At 58.0% G+C, this 18787-nt stretch carries 17 protein-coding genes; 4 read left to right on the top strand and 13 right to left on the bottom strand.

The features are described 5' to 3' along the window. Positions 1 to 58: 58 nt before the first annotated feature. Together GSF27_RS01070 and GSF27_RS01065 are read right to left on the bottom strand one after the other, a co-directional pair. Positions 59 to 265, bottom strand: coding sequence for a DUF1289 domain-containing protein (locus GSF27_RS01070; RefSeq protein WP_160964850.1), 207 nt, complete (start codon positions 263 to 265; stop codon positions 59 to 61). A gap of 42 nt (positions 266 to 307) precedes the next feature. Beyond that, complete coding sequence (locus GSF27_RS01065) at positions 308 to 937, bottom strand: CoA pyrophosphatase (protein WP_237457380.1); 630 nt, start codon at positions 935 to 937, stop codon at positions 308 to 310. Between the two features lie 344 nt (positions 938 to 1281). Here GSF27_RS01065 and GSF27_RS01060 point away from each other — a divergent pair, with 344 nt between their 5' ends. Continuing rightward, positions 1282 to 1836 carry an NUDIX hydrolase gene (locus tag GSF27_RS01060; protein WP_160964848.1) on the top strand — a complete coding sequence of 185 codons (555 nt, stop codon included), beginning with the start codon at positions 1282 to 1284 and terminating at the stop codon, positions 1834 to 1836. Positions 1837 to 1857: 21 nt separating this feature from the next. On the opposite strand, the gene GSF27_RS01055 is transcribed toward GSF27_RS01060, so the two are convergent. The 3 genes from GSF27_RS01055 to GSF27_RS01045 form a co-directional block, all read right to left on the bottom strand. Beyond that, positions 1858 to 2184: a YqfO family protein gene (locus GSF27_RS01055; RefSeq protein WP_160964846.1), complete on the bottom strand. Its 327-nt coding sequence runs from the start codon at positions 2182 to 2184 to the stop codon at positions 1858 to 1860. 18 nt (positions 2185 to 2202) lie between these two features. Continuing rightward, entirely contained in the window at positions 2203 to 3375 is a 1173-nt protein-coding gene (locus GSF27_RS01050) for a phosphoglycerate dehydrogenase (protein WP_160964844.1), read from the bottom strand. Positions 3376 to 3492: 117 nt separating this feature from the next. Beyond that, on the bottom strand, positions 3493 to 4611 hold the full coding sequence (locus GSF27_RS01045) for a phosphoserine transaminase (RefSeq protein ID WP_160964842.1): 1119 nt from the start codon (positions 4609 to 4611) through the stop codon (positions 3493 to 3495). Positions 4612 to 4775: 164 nt separating this feature from the next. Here GSF27_RS01045 and GSF27_RS01040 point away from each other — a divergent pair, with 164 nt between their 5' ends. Beyond that, on the top strand, positions 4776 to 5384 hold the full coding sequence (locus GSF27_RS01040; RefSeq protein ID WP_160964840.1) for a glutathione S-transferase family protein: 609 nt from the start codon (positions 4776 to 4778) through the stop codon (positions 5382 to 5384). 1 nt (position 5385) lies between these two features. Here GSF27_RS01040 and GSF27_RS01035 read toward each other — a convergent pair whose 3' ends face one another. Both GSF27_RS01035 and GSF27_RS01030 read right to left on the bottom strand, forming a co-directional pair. Next, the gene (locus GSF27_RS01035; RefSeq protein ID WP_160964838.1) at positions 5386 to 6285 is read right to left on the bottom strand and encodes a histone deacetylase; all 900 of its coding nucleotides are present in this window, start codon (positions 6283 to 6285) and stop codon (positions 5386 to 5388) included. Positions 6286 to 6563: 278 nt separating this feature from the next. Next, positions 6564 to 8945 (bottom strand): TonB-dependent receptor, encoded by a 2382-nt coding sequence (locus GSF27_RS01030; RefSeq protein ID WP_160964836.1) that lies wholly within the window; start codon positions 8943 to 8945, stop codon positions 6564 to 6566. Between the two features lie 380 nt (positions 8946 to 9325). On the opposite strand from GSF27_RS01030, the gene GSF27_RS01025 reads away from it, so the two are divergent. After that, on the top strand, positions 9326 to 10333 hold the full coding sequence (locus GSF27_RS01025; protein WP_160964834.1) for an NAD(P)-dependent alcohol dehydrogenase: 1008 nt from the start codon (positions 9326 to 9328) through the stop codon (positions 10331 to 10333). A 21-nt stretch (positions 10334 to 10354) separates the two neighbouring features. Continuing rightward, positions 10355 to 10756, top strand: a complete 402-nt coding sequence (locus GSF27_RS01020; protein ID WP_160964832.1) for a nuclear transport factor 2 family protein — start codon at positions 10355 to 10357, stop codon at positions 10754 to 10756. Positions 10757 to 10778: 22 nt separating this feature from the next. On the opposite strand, the gene GSF27_RS01015 is transcribed toward GSF27_RS01020, so the two are convergent. The 6 genes from GSF27_RS01015 to GSF27_RS00990 form a co-directional block, all read right to left on the bottom strand. Further along, positions 10779 to 11657 (bottom strand): SDR family NAD(P)-dependent oxidoreductase, encoded by an 879-nt coding sequence (locus GSF27_RS01015; protein ID WP_160964830.1) that lies wholly within the window; start codon positions 11655 to 11657, stop codon positions 10779 to 10781. 64 nt (positions 11658 to 11721) lie between these two features. After that, positions 11722 to 12207: a nuclear transport factor 2 family protein gene (locus tag GSF27_RS01010; protein WP_160964828.1), complete on the bottom strand. Its 486-nt coding sequence runs from the start codon at positions 12205 to 12207 to the stop codon at positions 11722 to 11724. Positions 12208 to 12272: 65 nt separating this feature from the next. After that, positions 12273 to 13940: a class I adenylate-forming enzyme family protein gene (locus tag GSF27_RS01005; RefSeq protein ID WP_160964826.1), complete on the bottom strand. Its 1668-nt coding sequence runs from the start codon at positions 13938 to 13940 to the stop codon at positions 12273 to 12275. A gap of 96 nt (positions 13941 to 14036) precedes the next feature. After that, positions 14037 to 16256 carry a TonB-dependent receptor gene (locus GSF27_RS01000; protein WP_160964824.1) on the bottom strand — a complete coding sequence of 740 codons (2220 nt, stop codon included), beginning with the start codon at positions 16254 to 16256 and terminating at the stop codon, positions 14037 to 14039. 290 nt (positions 16257 to 16546) lie between these two features. Continuing rightward, positions 16547 to 17710: an NADH:flavin oxidoreductase gene (locus GSF27_RS00995; protein WP_160964822.1), complete on the bottom strand. Its 1164-nt coding sequence runs from the start codon at positions 17708 to 17710 to the stop codon at positions 16547 to 16549. Between the two features lie 107 nt (positions 17711 to 17817). Then, positions 17818 to 18738, bottom strand: coding sequence for an SDR family NAD(P)-dependent oxidoreductase (locus tag GSF27_RS00990; RefSeq protein ID WP_160964820.1), 921 nt, complete (start codon positions 18736 to 18738; stop codon positions 17818 to 17820). Positions 18739 to 18787: the final 49 nt, after the last annotated feature.

Below are 18787 nucleotides of genomic sequence, written 5' to 3'. Positions count from 1 at the left end.
CCTTACAGAGTAGTGATCAAAGATTTGAAGATAGCCGGGGCGTCAGGCGACGCCAGGCTCACAGAAAGGGATTGGACTTCTTCGAGCGCTCGACAGCCAGCGCCAGCACGCGGCGACGCTCTTCGTTGCTGCTACCACCCCAGCGGCTAATCTCCATGCCTGTGCGGAAACAGCCCACACAGATATCCTCTTCGTTGAGGGCGCAGATGGAGACACAGGGGGATTTAACAGGTTTTTCCTGGGTTGGGAGGTCCTGTTCAGTCATGGGTTCACCGAGGTCAGTTTTGCGGGCGCGCATTATAGCGGATTACACCGTCGGGGTCAGGGACCTGACGGTGCCCCAGTCCTTCACCGGCGCCGCGCTGTCCCGCTCAATGCCCAGCCCCAGCGCATCGTTGAGGAAACTCACCAGCACACGGGCGGTAAAACCCCAGATTTCAAACTCGTTAAACTGGTAGGCCGGCGACCAGGTGTGACCGATGGTACGCTCAAAAATGTCCGTGCGAATACGGGGATCGTCCAGGAAAAACGCCAGCGGCACCTCGAAAATGGCGTCCAGTTCCCCCTCGTTGGGGGTCAGCTCGGCATTGGTCGGGACCACACCCACAAAAGGCACCACGTTGACGCCGCGCCAGGTCTGGTAGATAGGCAGCGCCCCCAATACCTGCACCTGTGATGGACACAGGCCGATCTCCTCGCGGGTCTCCCGCAACGCCGTCTGCAACAGGTTATCGTCCTGGGGCTCCCACTTGCCGCCAGGGAGGGACACCTCGCCGCTGTGAGTGCTGAGGTGGTCGGCACGTCGGGTGAGGATCACGGAAGGTTGGGCGGGATTATTGGTGATGGGAATCAGCACAGCCGCAGGCATATCCAGTTCGCTGGCCGGCGGAGGCTGGTGGCCAGTGACATCAAGATAGTGTTTCAGCTGCTGTAACATGTTCACGGGATTCTGCTGTCTGTTCTCTGTGTATGCTTAAACAGTAACCAGTCACTGGCCTATATTCCAGCGACTTTACCTCACTTTAAACAAGCCCCGGCCGAACACACGGCCGCCGGGGTGTTGACCTTCTGGCCTTGTGGCCGGGCAGGTTCGGTGGTTTGACCACAACCACAGCCAATGATTCCCTGCATTACCATGCAGATCAATGAGTTAGATCATCGAAATAGCCATTGGGGATACCCCGGGGAGGAGTGCCAACAGGCAAATTTTGGCAGGCAAACGAGATTCAGTCGCGCATTCTCCCGTATAATCACGCCTTCACCCCAGTACCGGAAAGATCCATGAAGTTTTGCAGTCAGTGTGGAGCCGCCGTAGCACTTGCCATTCCCGCCGGTGATGACCGCCACCGCCATGTGTGCCCGTCCTGCGACACCATCCACTACCAGAACCCCAACATCATTGCCGGCTGCCTGCCCCTGCATGAAGACAGGGTGCTGCTGTGCAAGCGGGCCATTGAGCCCCGTTACGGCTACTGGACCCTGCCTGCCGGCTTTATGGAGAACGGTGAAAGTACCGAGGAAGGTGCGCTGCGTGAATCCTGGGAAGAGGCGCGGGCGCGGATGAAACTGGATGGGCTCTACACACTCTTCAGCCTGCCGGAGATCAACCAGGTCTATATGATTTTCAAGGGTGAGCTGACGGACCTGGACTTTGGCCCGGGCCCGGAATCACTGGAAGTCGCGCTGTTTACCGAGGACGAGATCCCCTGGGACGAACTGGCTTTCCCGGTGATGCGCAAAACCCTGGAGTACTACTTTGCCGATCGTAAAAGCGGCAACTTTCCTGTACGCAGTGAAGCTATCTACCGTAAACGCCCGGCGGGCCAAGGCCAGTAACACCCGCCGCCTGCCCGCTACTCAGAACCCGCTTTCCAGCAGCCAGACATCATAGGCTGGCTCTTCATAGGGGTGCGCCAGTTTAAGGGCCGCCACCGCGCCGCGAATGTGGTTCCCTGCACACACCATCTCCACCTTGTACTCCGCCACCCTCTCGACACTGCCCATAGCCCCGATATAGGGGTTGCTGCCGGGCAGAGGTCGGAACTGCCCCTCCCCCAGCACCTGCCAGCAACAGCTGTCGTAGTCACCGATACGGCCGGCGCCGGAGGCAAACACCGCAGCCTTCACCACTTCCAGGTGGCTCTCCGGCACAAAGAAGGCGAGCTTGTAGAGTTTCGCTGTCATGCCCCTGCCCCGTTGCCCTTAATCCAGGAAACGCGCGGCGATCACATGCTCCACCTGCAGGATGGCCTGCAGCAGCTCCGGATGGGGCGCCTGCTCCACATCAATGATGTTGTAGGCCACATCGCCGCGGCTCTTGTTCATCATATCCAGCACGTTGATGTGATTGTCGGTGAAAATCGACAGCACATGGCCCAGCACACCGGAGACGTTGTCGTTAACGAAGGTGATGCGATGGCCTTCTGCCCGTGGCAGGTTGATGGCAGGAAAGTTGACTGAATTGCGGATATTGCCGTTCTCCAGATAATCCTTTACCTGATCCGCCGCCATAATGGCGCAGTTCTCTTCCGCCTCTTCGGTACTGGCGCCAATGTGCGGCATGGCCAGTACATCGGCACGGCCCAGCAGGCAGGGCTCAGGGAAGTCGCAGACGTATTTGCCCAGCTGCTTCTCATCCAGGGAAGCCACCACAGCGTGGGCATCCACAATAGCGTCGCGGGCAAAGTTGAGCAGCACAGCCCCGGTTTTAACGGACTTCAGGCTGTCGGCATTAATCATATGACGGGTGACATCCAGCGCCGGCACATGCAGGGTGATGTAGTCAGAGCGGGACAGCAGCGATGGCAGGTTTTCCGCCCGCTCCACCTGACTGGGCAGGCGCCAGGCCGCTTCCACCGACAGCGCCGGGTCAAAGCCCACCACGTTCATGCCCATGGCCAGCGCCATCTCCGCCACCATGGACCCAATGGCTCCCAAGCCCACCACCCCGAGGGTGCGGCCGTAGAGTTCGTTACCGGCAAAGCGCTTCTTCTCTTTTTCCAGCAGCGCGCCCATTTCCGCGGCATCGGTCATGTCAGTCAGGCTCTGGGAGTAGTTCATGCCACCGACGATGTCCCGCGAGCTGAGCAACAGTCCCGCCAATACCAGCTCCTTAACCGCATTGGCATTGGCGCCAGGCGTATTGAAGACGCAAATACCCGCCTTGGTGTAGTCCGCTACCGGGATATTGTTCACACCGGCACCGGCGCGAGCTACCGCCTTCAGGCCTCCCGGGATTGTCTCTCCATGCAGCTTATGGCTGCGCAACAGGTAGGCGTCGGGAGTGGAGCACTCGCTGGAAACTTCGTAGGTGTCACGGCTGAAACGGTTCAGGCCCTTGGGGGAAATGGCGTTGTAGGTCTTGATACGGTACATGTCGTACTCCTTATTATTGGCTCAGTCCCTGCTGGACTGTTGGTATATTGGGTGAGCAAAAGCAGTAGCTCAAATAGCAAAAAGCCAGACTCAACGAATCTGGCTTTGCGGCTGTTATCAGGCAGCAGTCACTTGCTGGTAGGCCCAATCGATCCAGGGCATCAGTGCCTCCAGATCGGCCTTCTCCACGGTTGCCCCACCCCACAGGCGCAGGCCATCGGGGGCATCGCGATAGGCGCCGATGTCGTAAGCGACACCCTCATCGGCCAGCAGCTTGATCATGGCTTTCACCTGTTCCGCGGTAGCGTCCAGGGTCAGGCAGATACTGGTGTTGGAGCGGATGGTCTTGTCGTCGGCCAGGAAGTGAATCCAGTCGCGGCTGTCGACGAAGGCCTCAACCACCGCCAGGTTCTCTTCGGATTTGGCAATCGCCCTGGCCACGCCACCCATGCCTTCCACCCAGTCGAGAGCGTCCAGGTAATCCGCCACACACAGCATGGAGGGGGTATTGATGGTTTCGCCCTTGAAGATACCTTCAATCAGTTTGCCACCCTTGGTCATGCGGAAGATCTTGGGCATAGGCCAGCTCGGGGTGTAGCTCTCCAGACGCTCAACAGCGCGTGGGCTCAGGATCAGCATACCGTGGGCACCTTCACCGCCCAGCACCTTCTGCCAGGAGAAGGTCACTACATCCAGCTTTTCCCAGGGCATCTCCATGGCGAACACTGCAGAGGTGGCGTCACAGATGGTAAGGCCGGCACGGTCATCCGCAATCCAGTCGCCGTTGGGGACTTTGACACCGGAGGTAGTACCGTTCCAGGTAAAGACCACATCGTGATCAAAATTCACCTTCTCCAGCTCTGGCAGCAGGCCATAGTCGGCAGTCAGGGAAGTGACATTATCCAGCTTCAGCTGCTTGATGATGTCGGTGTGCCAGCCAGTGCCGAAGGACTCCCAATGCACCACATCCACCGGGCGGGAGCCCAGCAGCGACCACAGGGCCATCTCTACCGCGCCGGTATCAGAGGCCGGCACCACGCCTACGCGGTATCCCTCAGGCAGCCCCAGCAGTTCTGCGGTCTGCGAGCAGGCTTTACCCAGTGCGGCCTTGCCGAGGCTGGAACGGTGGGAGCGACCCAGCGTATCCAGCTGCAGTTTGGAAACGTCGTAGCCGGGACGCTTGCTGCAGGGACCGGAGGAGAAATTGGGATTAGCGGGTTTGACCTGAGGCTGCATAAGGGGTTCTCTTGTCAAGGTTGCATGGGTTTCAGGGGGTGCGATTATGCCAGCTTTATGGCATTTGTGCAGTGCCTGCACCATGCTATGCCAACGGCGCTGCCGCATTGCCCGCAGGAGCGGTCAACCTGGCACCCGTTATGCCACTGAACAGGAGAATAACAATGAAGATCTATGAGGCCAGGGTCGCTCCCAATCCCCGCCGGGTGCGTATATTCCTGGCCGAAAAAGGCATCGACATGCAGTACGTCGAGCTGGATGTAATGGGTGGCGAGAACCTCTCCCCTGCCCTGCGCGCCAAGAACCCCTCCACCAAGGTCCCCTTCCTGGAACTGGACGACGGTACCTGTATTGGCGAGAGCGTTGCCATTTGCCGCTACTTTGAGGAGTTGCAGCCTGAGCCCCCGCTGTTCGGGCGCACACCACTGGAGAAGGCCCAGGTAGAGATGTGGAACCGGCAGGTGGAATTCTTCTTTATCCAGCCGTTAATGTTTGCCGTGCAGCATGGTGCAGGCATTTTCAAGGATCGTATGACGCCGATACCGGTGTGGGGCGAAGAAAGCGCCAAAAACGCCCGTGCTTATCTCGACCAGCTGGACCGGCACCTCACCAATAACTCTTATCTGGTGGGGGATTATTTCAGTGTTGCCGACATCAGCCTGCTGTGCGCGGTGGATTTCGCCAAGGTGGCCAAAATACGGCTCTCTGACGAGTGGCCCCACCTGCAGTTGTGGCACCAGCTGGTATCGGGCCGCCCATCAGCCCAGGCCTGAATCAGGCGACGACGCCTGCAGCACGAAACAGCTGCAGGTGTACTTCCACCAGCGCATCAATATCCCGCTGGTAACCACCGCCAATCACCGCCGACACTGGTAACCCAGCCTGTTCGCAGGCCTCAAACACCAACTGGTCGCGCCGTAGCACGCCTCCAAGTGTGACCTCAAAATGGCCCAGTTCGTCGCCGCTGAAGATATCGGCACCGGCATCGTAGATCACCGCATCTGGACGGAAGCGGTCAATGGCTTCTCGCAGGGTGCTGTCCACGCAAGTCAGGTATTCATCATCTCCAACGCCCTTGTCCAGCGAGACGTCCCAATCGGAGCGCTGCTTAACAAAGGGGAAATTCTTCTCTCCATGAATCGACACCGTAAAGATCTGCTCATGCCCCTGTGCCAGACTGGCCGTACCATCTCCCTGATGTACATCACAATCAAATATCAACACCCGATTTATCGTCGGCTGCTGGATCAGGTTGAGTGCACTTAACCACAAGTCATTAAAAATGCAGAAACCTGAACCATGATCGTAAAAGGCATGATGATAGCCGCCACTGAGGTTGATGGCGCTGCCCTGCTGCAGCGATTCCATACCTGCCAGTATGGTGCCCGCTACTGCGGTCAGAGTGCGGGCAACCAGAATCGGAGACCAGGGGAAACCCATCTTGCGCACGGCTTTGTCGTCCAACCCTCCTGCTACAAAGTCTGCAACATAAGCGGGCGACAAAGGACCCTGCACCTGTTCGGGCCGCAACGCGGTTGGCCTCAAAAAGCCCGCCGCTGGCACCCCCTCCGAGAGCAGCTTCTCGTATAGTTTTCGATACTTCTCAATTGGAAAACGGTGCCCGGCCGGCAGGTTCAACTGACTGTAGATGGGGTCGTAGATCAGGCTGGTCATGGTTGGTACTCGAATTCCAGAGCGGACGATTATGCCGGATTCCGATACCGCTTTGGAGCACTGCCAGCCGCCGAACCACTCATCGGCTGCCAACGATGCTTTTTATCAGGAAAAGAAGCGGAGAATAAAAAAGGGCCACAGAATGTGTGGCCCAAGACAGCTTTGGTCACAAGGACCAAATACACTGAGGAGAAGGAGCGCTCTTCAGTAGACTGAGAGGTTGGCAGCAGCCGGAACCCGCGATTGCACCGGGGCCCGGCCCTGCCGTATGACCAGGATCAGAAACTGTAACGCAGTGACGCACCAATGGTGCGGGGGGCGCCATACATGGCACCGGCGTAACCGCCACTGTCGACCACGTTCAGACCGCCGAGGATGTACTCTTCATCGGTCGCGTTATTAACATACGCCGCCAGGTCGAAGTCCGAGCCCATAACATTGCGCCAGTCGTAGCGCAGGTTCCAGACACTGTAATCATCCGCCTCGGAGTAGTCGGTCATCCTCGCAACGTCGTCCTCAGACCAGGTGGGTGTAAAGGTGCCAGGCATGATATCGAACTGATCGATAAGGGGATGGGTGGCCATTTCATCCTGCCAGTAGTAACTGACCAGAACGCTCATCTCACCCAGGCTGGCGTCGATTGGCAAGGTATAGGCCACAGAGGCCGTCAGGGACTGCTCCGGAATGTAGGGGAACTCGTTATCCGACGTATCGATCTCCACACCGCCAATCAGATCCTTTTTCTCCTTGTATTGCGCGTCCACGTAGGAGTAGGACAATGTCAGGCGCAGGTCATCGGTGGGCATTACCGTCAGATCAGCTTCGAAACCCTTGATCTCTGCTTCCGCGGCATTTTCAGTCCGGGTAACCAGGATACCGCTTTCATAGAAAGAGCGGGTGTGATGGATGTCTTCGTAATCCTGCCAGTAAACAGCCACATTCGATCGAACCGGCACACCGGCAATGTCCCAGTCGGCCTTGTTACCGATCTCATAGGTGGTCACCACCTCCTGATCGAAAGGCTGCAGGGTCGCATCGTTGGTTCCGCGAGTGTTGAAGCCACCGGCGCGATAGCCCGTTGACACACTGGCGTAGATCATCATGTCATCCAGCGGGGTGTAGTTAACCGAGAGGCGACCCGTTGGCTCGTCAAATTTTTCATCAACGGTACGGGCACAGTCTGGCAGCGCCACCCCACCCTCTCCGGTGACCCGGCAATTGGTACGATCCAGGTCATTCCACTTGCTGACCGTGATCTCCCGCTCATCCCAACTCTGGCGCAAGCCGGCGGTCACAGACCACTCATCACTAAACGCATAGGTCGCTTCGCCGAAGACACCGGTAGAGGTGTTTACAGAGGTACTGATACCAGTGTCATAGCTGCCCGGTGCCTGTTGCACCAGGTAATCCTGGGTGGCATCGGTTTTCGACCAGTAGGCACCGATAATCCAGTCCAGGCGCTCATTAAACGCGCTGCCCAGCAATTGCAGCTCTTCGCTGAAAAACTCTGACTGCAATTCAGTCGGGCGGGGAACGGTTGTCACGCCTGGCGCACCCGGCGTATAAGTTCCCCAACCCGGGAAGGCAGTACCGTCAACATCAGATGCGGTCTCGAAGTTAACCTTGCGGTAACCCATTACATTCTTGATGCTCAGGTCATCAGTGATTTCAAACTCGGTAGTGTTGGAGCCGAATACGTTTTTCACGTACTCCTTGGCGTCCACATCACTTTCAATCTTCCACGGGTCATCACGCTTCAGTTGGCGCTCGACGCCGGCAGCCCAATCAGGCAGGAATCCGGCGGCCGCGTAGGCTCCGAGGCCGGTACTGCCGTTATAAGGCCCCGGTACAGGAACCGCAGCGCGAATATCATTTTCATCAAACGCCAGCACTGTCAGGTTGGTCAGTGCATCGTTTTCAAAATTAACGCTCAGGCGTACACCTTCGGAATGCTCATCACCGTAGGTCTTGCCGTTCAGTTCATTGTTGGCAACGTTTTTCTGGTAACCATCACGATCCAGCTTGCGCCCCGCAATACGCATCTGCAGGTTGTCATTGACCGGAACATCAACAGCCCCTTCAAAGCCCACCAGGTCGTAATCACCGACCTTGATCTCCGCGTAACCACCTAACTCCCTGCCCGGGCGCTTGGGCGACATCAGTACGGCACCACCGGTACTGTTACGACCGAAGAGTGTGCCCTGTGGCCCTTTCAGAACCTGTACACTTTGCAGGTCGTACATACCAAGGTTGCTGCCCTGGGTAGGCGCCATCACGATTTCATTGAAGTAGATAGGAACAGCCTGGTCCTGGTTAAAGGCTGCCTCTGCCGGACGCTGGCCACGCAGGGAAATAATCGGCTCATTGAGTGAGCCGCCGGCGCCGGAAATACGCAAGGAGGGAACCTTGGTACCCAGATCCTCGATCTGACCGACGTTCTGGGTGCGAAGAAAATCCTCGCTCATCGCGGTCACTGCAATCGGGACATCCTGCAGGTTCTCTTCACGGCGGCGGGCCGTCACAACTACTTCTTCGAGATTCATCGCCTGTTGCTGTGCGAGCGCCGCCGGCGCTGAACCTGCTGCGGCCACGGCAAGGGCAAGGTGGGCAAGCTGCCAGGAATGGCGCAAGCTGGCCACGGGTTTTGATGTGGTCTTCATGATCGGATTCTCCAGTATTCCAAACCGGCAGCAGTGACGAGGCAATATCTGCCCACCGCCGTTTGGGGGCTTTCTTAGTTATAAATTTATTGTCACCGGCAAAGCGGGGATGATCGATGCTCAAGCTTTTATCGTTATTGCTGAATGAGTCCGGACAAAAATAAAATCCGGTCAATTTCAGGTGGCAGCATGCTAAGCAGGCGAGTTTGTAATTGGTTAATCATTTAACGAATGAAATGTGACCAATCGCGAATCACTGTTTAGCCAGCATCACCTTGTCCGGACATCAAATGAGCCTGACGGGAAAATGGCTGCTGGCAGCGTGGCAGCAGCCATACCTTTCCGTTAACCTAAGCGCGAATTTTATGGAGTGGATCTACATGAATACTGTGCGCCTGCACCAACCGGCGAGCGTCGATAACCTGCGACTGTGCAGCAGCCAGGCACCGGCACCCGGCCGTGGCGAAATCAGCGTGCGCGTACGTGCGGCATCGCTTAACTTTCGCGACAGTCTGGTGGTCAATGGCTTTTTCCCGGTGCGGGATGGGTTGATTCCCCTTTCGGATGCCGCCGGTGAAGTAATTGCTGTCGGCGACGCAGTGACTGAATTCAAAACGGGGGACCGGGTCATCAGCACTTTCCACCCCACCTGGCCGGACGGTCACATCGAGCGCTCACAGTTGACTGCATCACCGGGCGGTCCCGCCGACGGTTTTGCCTGCGAAACCGTCACCCGTCCGGCAACTCACTTTACTGCCGCGCCAACGAACCTGGACTATGCACAGGCCGCCACCCTCACCTGTGCCGGCGTCACGGCCTGGCGCGCCGTGGTCACCGATGCGGGTACCAAACCCGGTGACGTGGTGGTCATTCAGGGCACCGGCGGCGTGTCGCTGTTTGCCCTGCAATTTGCCAAAGCCTGCGGGGCAACTGTGATTGCCACCTCTTCCAGTGCCGACAAACTGCAGCGCCTGCATGAGCTGGGGGCCGATCACGTCATCAATTATAAAGAGCAGGAAAACTGGGCTGAAGCTGTGGTTGGACTGAGTGGCGGCAGAGGCGCAGACCTGGTGGTTGAAGTAGGCGGCCCCAACACCATGGCGCAATCACTGCAGGCGGCTCGCACAGGCGCCCACATTGCCATTATTGGCGCCGTGGGTGGTTTTGAAATCGACACCATCCCCTTCGCCATCGTGCAAGCCAAACGCCTGCGACTGCAGGGCGTTACCGTAGGCAGCCGCGCCGACCAATCGGCCATGGTGCGGGCAATCGAGACCAACAACATTGTGCCGGTCATCGACAGCCACTATCCCCTCTCACGCCTGGGCGAAGCATTCGCCGCGTTGCAGGCGGGTGGTCACGTCGGCAAGATCGTGATCGACATCTGAACCCGAAAACAAGGAACCACCATGGCAACCCATAAAACCAATAAAGAATTGGCACGAGCCTATTTCGATGCCGTCATTGCCGGCGGCCTGCCCGATGAACTTTTGACGGAAGACATGACTGCGTGGACCACCCTCGGTGGCGATACGGACGGCAAACGCTACCAGGCCATGGCCGCCATGTTGCGGCGCATGTGTCCCGAGCATCTGGAGTTTGATATCCGCGCGTTGACGGAAGAAGAGGACCGGGTAGTCGCGGAAGTGGTATCAAACGCGACCTTGCTCACCGGCGAGCCCTACAGCAACACCTACGTGTTTGTGTTTCACATGCGTGACGGTCGCATTGCCCATGTGGCAGAGCACTTCAACGCCCTGATCGTGATGGAAAAACTGACTCCACTGATGAAACAACTGACGGCCCGCTGAAGGCAGCCCGTCAGCTGGCTGATCAAACCGGCTCCCAGATCGGCGAGCCGCGCTCCTGTCGCAGGGAAGGCACTTCATGGCCATCGATATCGGTAACACCAAACTCTGCAGCCAGCTCGGCATTGATAAAGGTGCCTCCGCTGCGGGCCATAATGCCCTCCTCTGCCGCCAGGGCTGCAATCACCCGCCCCGGGAATTCCGGGCTACTGCCCGCCGCACTCTTTAACTGCTCGGCCATACCAGGCACATCTCTCAGGTTGTTGATGGCACGCTCGGTAAAGGTAAAACCCTGCCACAAAGAGAGCGAAGCCACATTGTGCGGTTTCAGCTCAATCGCCATATCGCGGGCCATGCGATCGACACCGCTCTTGGTCGTACCGAACAGAACATCGTAGGTGTAGGTCACACCCACATAGCCAGAGAGGTTGACGATCAGGCCGGAGCCCTGTGGCACCATGATGCGGGCAGCATGCCAGGCAGCAATATAGGCAGCCCGAAGGCCCGTATCGAGAATACCCAACTCATCATCCAGGGGTTTTTCCCAAAAGCCGGTCTTCCAGGTCATGGAATCCGGGATTGCCATGGCATTGTTGACCAGCAGATCCAACCGGCCCTGCTCTTCAGCAACGCGCGCAAACAAGGCGGCGATGGAGCTCTGATCCATTAAGTCGAGTGCCACTCCCACCGCGCTGCCGCCGCTGCCCGCTCCGCGCTCATTGCACAGCGCTACGGTATCAGCCACGGTGCCCGGCAAGGACGCCGCAGGATCACTGGTGACTGTGCGCCCGGTGACATAGACTGTGGCGCCCTGCTCGGCCAGCACCTGCGCAATACCTTTGCCAATACCGCGGGTGGCACCAGTGACCACAGCCACCTTACCCTTAAGATTTGTTGCACTCATTCGGGATTCCTCTCTCACGTGGACAGCAGGTGCCGCAGCAACGGCACCCGCAAGCTTCGTCAAATTATTCGGTTAAGGTCTTTTGCTGCAGAGGATCATCACCCATAAAGATGGGCGCCCCGGTGAACTCGTGGATCAGCCATTGGCCATCAGCGCCCCGGCGACATTTGCAGCAGGCGTCGGAGATGATGGTCGGGGCAATGGTTCCGAATATCGGAGCACTACCACCGGAGGAGTAGTTCATGGCGATGAAATCGAGCTGGGCAGCGTCAGCCCCCTGAAAACTGATGCGCAGGTTGGCCACCACGTGGCGGGTGGTGCGCTGCCCACTGGGTTCTGTCTCCTTCACCTGATCCACAAAATTTTTGTAGAACGTTTTCATTTGTTCATGGCCGTCGATCGACATTTTTCCCACTTCCAGCCGGCCGTCTTCGGTAAAAAACCGGTGGGCATCCAGCCCTCCGGTGAGATCCAGCTCAAAACAGTAGTCGTGGATCAGTTGCTGCAGTTTCAAAGACTCAGCGGCCAACTGAAGGTCAGCATCTGTCATGTGGCATCCTCCTGTACTTATTATTGGTATTGCCTCCGTTCACCATGAATGGCATTGGCCACCCGTCAAGCGTCGGACAATCGGCCGATCACCAGCGCTTTCAACTCCGATCGCCGGATCTTGTTCGAACCGGTCATCGGCAACTCTTCCTCGGTGAAGAAAAGGACTCTTCTGGGCACCTTATACGCCGCCAGCGTTTCACGGCCGAAACGGCGGACACTCTCCTCGTCCGCACTGCGCCCCTGTCTCAGGATGACGCAGGAAACAACGATCTCACCCAGCAACTCATCGGGAATACCAACGGTAAACGAGCTTTGCAAATCCGGGTGCTGCATCAGCACCGCATCGATTTCAGTGGGCGACACGTTGGCGCCACCGGTTTTGATAATGTCCCCCAGCCGGCCTTTCCAGAACAGGGTGCCTTCGGCGGAGAGATAACCGGCATCCGCGGTGTGAATAAAGCCGTTGCCGTCAAACGTTTGTTCCGGTGGGGTTTTCAGGTAACCGCGGGTGAGTGTGGGTCCCTTGATAATAATTTCACCGGTCTCCCCCAAGGGCAGAATCTCGCCGCTGTCCGGGTCCACAATTCTCACCGTGTTACCCGCCAACACCGGGCCGTGACTGCCATCGGTGATTTCCGAACTATTGCCACCGGCAATAAAGGTAAAGGTCTCGGTCATGCCGTAACCATTAGGTTCCAGCCACTCCGTATTAACGCTCGGGTGACTGCCCAGAATCCCGTTTTTGTCGACGTAAATCAGCGCCGACAGATCGGCATTGGCCCAGCCCGGGCACTCCTTCAGGCGCGCATACTGATGTGGCCAGGCAAACGCCATGGACACTTTTTCCCGCTGTATCAGGTCGAGGCTTTCATCCGGCTGGAAAAAACGCTGCAGCACCAGACAGCCACCCACGGACAGGGTACTGCCCAGCGCCATGGCGAAATTGCCAGACCAGAAGAAACCGTTCGCACTCCAGGTGCGTACATTTTCCTCAAGCAAATACCAGCGACCGGCGCGCCAGCACTGCAAGGTAGCCGCGCGATGACTTTGCTGGATGGCCTTCGGCTGGGCGGTGGAGCCGGAAGAGAAAAAGATCAGCCCGTCGTCGGTCGCGCTGCAGCTGGCGGCGGTGGCCGTAACCAGCTCGGCAGGGATGTCAGCGCCCTCCGCCAGGAAATCACCCCAGCTCTGGATACCCGGCTGCACCCCGGCCTCGTCCACACACACCACGCGGCGTAAAAAGGGCAGCTGCGGGTGGCGATAGAGCCCCATGGGCGCAGCGGCCAAACCGGGACACAACTCCAGCATATCCTCGACAAAACTGTGAGAGGCCACGCTCTGCTCCAGAACCAGAACCTCGACGTCCGCCAACATCAGCTGATGCTGCAGCTCGCTGCGGGTGGAAAAGGTGTTCAGCGCCACGGTGACGGCACCCGCCAGTGCCGCGCCGAAGGTGGCAAAAATCCATTCCGGACGGTTGGTAATCAGCACGCCCACACGGCTGCCCTTGCCAATACCCATGGAGAGCAGTGACCTTGCCACCTTCTCGCATTCGGCATAGAGCTCCGCGTAGCTCCAGCGCTGGTCTTCACCTTCCAGATTGCGCCAGTAGAGAGCCTCTCTGTCCGGGTACTTCTGACAGACTTCAGTGATAAAACCCGACAGAGTCAGGGCGCCAAGGCCGGGCTCATCTTCCAACGCAATACCGATACATTCTGATAGTGCTGACATAGGCTTTCTACATCCTTAAAACTGGTTTAAACATTCGGGCGTCCAGGTGCCCTGCCTGGCCCGTCATAACAAGCCTGGCAAGACCACCGATACGCGTTACTCAAATTTTACATTCAGCGAGACACCTACGGTCAGTGGGGCTCCCCACATGGACATGGCGCCCAACTGCTGCGGCAATACCTGCGAGCGGTACTCACTGTCCGTCAGGTTGTCACCAAACAGCGCGACGGAATAACGTTCTGAAGGTGCCGTCCACTGCACCCGGGCACTCAGCAGCTCATAGGCGTCCTGCCCAAACTGCTCCGACGAGTCAAAATAAAAGTCGGAGGTGTAGTAGAGCGTGGTGGACAGATCCAACGCGCCACCACCCAGCATGGTGGAATAGAGTACTCCCAGATTAGCGGTGAACTCCGGAGAGCGCTGCATCTGATAACCGTCGGCCTCAATGTATCCCGGCACGAATATGCCATAGGGCGCACCGTTGCAGCCGGTAAACGAGAGGCATTGCTCCCAGGCCTGGGAGCGGTCAAATTTATCGTATTCCGCTTTCACGTAAGCGCCGCCAACATTGATGCTCAGGGCATCCGTCAACGCCACCCGCAGCTGGGCATCCAGGCCGTACACGCTGGAATCCGCAGCATTCTCGATCAGGCTGCGGGGGCCATCGTAGGTGGCCACCTGCAGGTCCTGGTAGTCATAATAAAACGCGGCAATATCAAAGGTCAGGTCAGCAGACGCGTACTTGTATCCCAACTCGTAGGCATTAATTTCTTCAGGATCAACTTCGATACCCTGGGTACTGGTACCACCGACATTGAGAAGCCCGGACTTAAAGCCCTTGGTATAGGAAGCATAGACGCTGGAGCTATCCGTGGGGGTATAGCGCAACACGACACGCGGGGAGACGTTGGTATCACTGATATCGTCCACGTCCTGCTGCGTGATCCCACCCATGCCGTCCGCCGCTACGGTCAAATAGGCATCCTGGGTTGTATCGTAGCTGACCCGCAGGCCACCGGTCAGGAACAGATTGTCTGTCAGCTCATAGGTGGCGTCCCCGAAGGCGGCAATGGACCGCGAGTCAGTACCGGAGCCGCCATTGATAATAAAGCCGGTCCCCTGATCACCCTGATTGTTGACGAACTCGTTGTCGTCCATAAACAGGAACAGACCCGTCGTCCATTGCAGGGCGCTGTCAGAATCAGACGCCAGCAGAAACTCCTGGGTGAAAATATCGCTGTTTACATCGTACTTGTAATGGAAAAACGTGGCCGAGGAGAAATCGAAGTCCATCTCATTCTTGGTACGTTCGCGCCGGTATTGGGTGTAGGAGGTCAGGGTCGCGCCGTCCAGTTGATGTTTGAGTGTCAACTGATACACATCGCTTTCAGCGAAAAACTCCGGCTGGAAATCAACCGACACTTCATCCGGTTCAGTGGCGACCGACGCGCCCCACAACAGGGAAGAGCTGTATACCCGTCCCCCCTCTTCGAAACCATTTGGCGTCACCGCCGTGCGGTCATCGTTATCGGTGTGGGTGTAGCGCAGGATTGCGGAGGTGCGGTCCGTAATATCCCAGCGCATGCCCAGTCGCAACATCCAGTTATCGTAGGCGGCCGCGTCATCACGACCGGTAGTAATGTTGTCAACAAAGTTGTCGCTTTGGCGAATCTGCGCGGCCACGTCGAAAGCCAGCGACTCACTGGGTCCGCCAGTGGCGTAAGCTTTGGCACTTTTTGTGTCGTAGCTGCCATAGGAGAATTCGGTCTCTGCCCGAACCTCACTGCTGGGCTCGCTGGTGGTCACCAGAATGGCACCGCCGGTAGAGTTGCGCCCGAACAGTGTGCCCTGGGGCCCTTTCAGCACCTGCACGCTCTCCACATTAAGCAGTTCGGAATCGACAAAAAACGGATTGGGCGACAGGAAGCCGTCGGTGTAGATGCCCACGTTGGAGCCGCCACCGGAGACCGCCACCGCGGTACCCACGCCACGTATCGTTGGTTGCGCCAGGGACCCCTGATTGTCAAAGCGCAGCCCGGGTGTCAGCTTCATGATGTCACTGAGCTGCTGCACATCCCCCTTGCCCAGCAGGTCCGCCCCCAGGGTGGTGATGCTGATTGGCACATCGGCTGAACGCTCGGCGCGGCGCTGGGCGGTCACGGTGACCTCTTCCAGGAAACCGCTCTGCTGAGCAGAAGCCTGGGGGATGCCGCAAATACCAGTTATTAACAGACTGAGCGGCAATGCCGCCGGCAGCCTGGTCAGCGGACGCCAGGTCAGAGGCTTGCGGGCGATAAAAGGGATGGATTTCGTCATGGGTTCTCCTGTTATTTTTATTGTCGTGTGTTGCGTCTTCTCGCACCGGCCGCAACAGGCGGCCGGCGAGGTCGGTCATGGAATGTTAGTACTGACGCAGCTGCAGCCTTTCGATCACAATCAAAAGAATAATTGTCAGCAAGGGCCAAACCGCAGAGGTAATCATTTTACGAAAAAGGTGTGTCAATTCGCGAATCCAATGGTAAAGGGACGTGCACCCCACCGCCCGGAGTCACCCCAGGCCTCGGGCGGCCGGTTGCAGCTAACGCAGCCTGCAGAGTTATTGACGGTTAAATCAGTTGAGCGAGGTCTTCGCGGCGAAAAACAGCGGGCTCCTCACCCGCCCTCACCTTGTTGGCCCAGTCAGGATCGGAAATCAATGCCCGCCCCAGTGCCAGAGAGTCAAACTCCCCCCGGGCCATCCGCTCGGCCGCTTCAAAGTAGTTCTTTTCTACCGTAGCGCCGCCGATACTCAGTGAATTAAACAGGCTTTCAGACAGGCCTATGCCGCCCACCGCCATGGACGGCTTGCCGCTCAGCTGTTTGGTCCAGGCCGCCAGAGGCAAGGGCGAACCTTCAAACGCGGGCTTATTGAAATAGAGCGTGCTGGCATCAAACATATCAACACCCGCATCGGCCAGGGCGGTCAGCATGACTCCCAACTCATCCGGGGTTTCCGCGATCCGGGCATCGAAGTCCTGCTGTTTCCACTGACCAAAGCGGAACAGGATAGGCATGTCAGGCCCCACCGCGTTGCGAATCGCCTGCACAATTTCAGCGGCAAAGCGGCTGCGGCCTGTCATATCGCCGCCGTAGCGATCCGTGCGCCTGTTGGTCTCCGGCCACAGGAAGCTGTCAATCAGGTAACCACTGGCACCGTGAATGGCGATGCCGTCAAAACCAATCTCCTGGGCGATAACGGCGCTGCGCGCGAATGCGGACACCACATCACTGACGTCCTCCTCCGTCATGGCCTTGTGGGGCTTGGCATAGGCTTCCATGTACTCGGCATGGGCATTGGTACGCCGGTCGGTGGGGCCCCAGCTGCCGGACGGGCTGATGGTTTCGGCCGAGGGCACAGGGCCGGTGCCCGGCAAACGAAAACCGCCCTGATGCCAGAGCTGGGGAAAAATAAATCCGCCCCCCTGATGCACCTCATCGACCACTTTTTTCCAGCCCGCGATGGCCTCATCACCGTACATGACGGGGACGTGTTCCGCCGACCCGGCACCGATGCCGACGGCTGCAGGATGGTCGATACCCACCCCTTCACTGATCAGCAGCGCGGTGCCCCCTTCGGCGCGACGCCGGTAGTAGGCCGCCACCTGATCGGTCGGCACATTGCCGGGGCAAAAACCGCGGGTCATGGGAGCCATGGCCAAACGGTTGGGCAGGGTTAACCCGTTCAGCTGTAACGGCTGAAACAGGGGATCAAGGTCTTTCGGGCTGTACATCGGCTTCACTCCGTAGCAATTATTGTTTTGCACTCCAATTTAAGATCAATGCAGGCCGCGTTTAGACACGCGCGACTGCGGTACCATCCAGGGGTAATGGACAGAGACTACGCATTGCGCGCGCGGTTGGCCATTTCAAAACTGTAAAGAATATGCTCCTTGTGCCCGTCGGGCACCACCGGGAAGACAACCGGCTTTTCACTGTTCCTGATGGAGGCCATCTGCTCATCCACCTGATTGATATCCCAGTCACCGCGATACACGCCTTCACTTTCGGCCACATAGGCTTTGGCAACGCGGCCGGCAATAGAGACCAGCATCTCACCGTTGATGGAGCAACGCTCGTGGGCCAGCCACCCCACCACCGGCGCCACCAGTTCCGGGCCCATGGGCGGATAGGCCGAAATATCGATCCCTTCCGCCATGCGTGTGACGGCGCCGGGGACGATGATGTTGCACTTAACTCCCTCGGGCTCACCCTCGATGGCGGCCACATTGTTAAGACCAATCATCCCGGATTTGGCTACCGCGTAATTGAGGACATCGTGATTGCCATACAGACCACCGATGGAAGACGTCAGCACAATGCGCCCGTAACCGGCCTCACACATGAGGGGAAACGCCGGGCGCACTACATGAAAAGCGCCGCGCAGGTGAACATCCAGCACCGTTTCAAAATCGTCACAAGACATGCTTTTCAAGGGCCCGGGACGCACGTTGCCGGCGTTGTGGATCAGGATATCAATACCCCCATAATGCTGCAGGGCTGCGTCAATAATCGCCCGCCCTCCTGCCGGCGTTGCCACCGACTCCAGGCTCGCAATGGCCTCGCCGCCGGCGGCCCGGATCTCCTCCACCACCGCTTGCGCCGGACTGGCATCCACACCGTCGCCATCAAGGCTGCCGCCCGGATCATTGACCACCACCCGTGCGCCCTTCGACGCCAGCAACAGCGCGTAGGTGCGCCCAAGACCACGGCCGGCACCGGTGATGACCGCGACACGATTATCGAATCTGAGCTCTGACATAAATAAAGGTTTCCGTAACAACTGGAGAATAGAAATCGCCTGTGTGAGC

It is taken from the genome of Pseudomaricurvus sp. HS19, assembly GCF_009857815.1.
GTDB lineage: Bacteria > Pseudomonadota > Gammaproteobacteria > Pseudomonadales > Cellvibrionaceae > Pseudomaricurvus.
This window is presented reverse-complemented; position numbering and strand designations above follow the sequence as displayed.

Excerpts from the sequence above, each read along its gene's own strand:
- GSF27_RS01050 (WP_160964844.1), bottom strand. The coding sequence starts at position 3,375 with ATGTACCGTATCAAGACCTACAACGCCATTTCCCCCAAGGGCCTGAAC.
- GSF27_RS01040 (WP_160964840.1), top strand. The coding sequence starts at position 4,776 with ATGAAGATCTATGAGGCCAGGGTCGCTCCCAATCCCCGCCGGGTGCGT.
- GSF27_RS01035 (WP_160964838.1), bottom strand. The coding sequence starts at position 6,285 with ATGACCAGCCTGATCTACGACCCCATCTACAGTCAGTTGAACCTGCCG.
- GSF27_RS01025 (WP_160964834.1), top strand. The coding sequence starts at position 9,326 with ATGAATACTGTGCGCCTGCACCAACCGGCGAGCGTCGATAACCTGCGA.
- GSF27_RS01015 (WP_160964830.1), bottom strand. The coding sequence starts at position 11,657 with ATGAGTGCAACAAATCTTAAGGGTAAGGTGGCTGTGGTCACTGGTGCC.
- GSF27_RS01060 (WP_160964848.1), top strand. The coding sequence starts at position 1,282 with ATGAAGTTTTGCAGTCAGTGTGGAGCCGCCGTAGCACTTGCCATTCCC.
- GSF27_RS01000 (WP_160964824.1), bottom strand. The coding sequence starts at position 16,256 with ATGACGAAATCCATCCCTTTTATCGCCCGCAAGCCTCTGACCTGGCGT.
- GSF27_RS01055 (WP_160964846.1), bottom strand. The coding sequence starts at position 2,184 with ATGACAGCGAAACTCTACAAGCTCGCCTTCTTTGTGCCGGAGAGCCAC.
- GSF27_RS01010 (WP_160964828.1), bottom strand. The coding sequence starts at position 12,207 with ATGACAGATGCTGACCTTCAGTTGGCCGCTGAGTCTTTGAAACTGCAG.
- GSF27_RS01070 (WP_160964850.1), bottom strand. The coding sequence starts at position 265 with ATGACTGAACAGGACCTCCCAACCCAGGAAAAACCTGTTAAATCCCCC.
- GSF27_RS01020 (WP_160964832.1), top strand. The coding sequence starts at position 10,355 with ATGGCAACCCATAAAACCAATAAAGAATTGGCACGAGCCTATTTCGAT.
- GSF27_RS01005 (WP_160964826.1), bottom strand. The coding sequence starts at position 13,940 with ATGTCAGCACTATCAGAATGTATCGGTATTGCGTTGGAAGATGAGCCC.
- GSF27_RS01045 (WP_160964842.1), bottom strand. The coding sequence starts at position 4,611 with ATGCAGCCTCAGGTCAAACCCGCTAATCCCAATTTCTCCTCCGGTCCC.
- GSF27_RS00995 (WP_160964822.1), bottom strand. The coding sequence starts at position 17,710 with ATGTACAGCCCGAAAGACCTTGATCCCCTGTTTCAGCCGTTACAGCTG.
- GSF27_RS01030 (WP_160964836.1), bottom strand. The coding sequence starts at position 8,945 with ATGAAGACCACATCAAAACCCGTGGCCAGCTTGCGCCATTCCTGGCAG.
- GSF27_RS01065 (WP_237457380.1), bottom strand. The coding sequence starts at position 937 with ATGTTACAGCAGCTGAAACACTATCTTGATGTCACTGGCCACCAGCCT.
- GSF27_RS00990 (WP_160964820.1), bottom strand. The coding sequence starts at position 18,738 with ATGTCAGAGCTCAGATTCGATAATCGTGTCGCGGTCATCACCGGTGCC.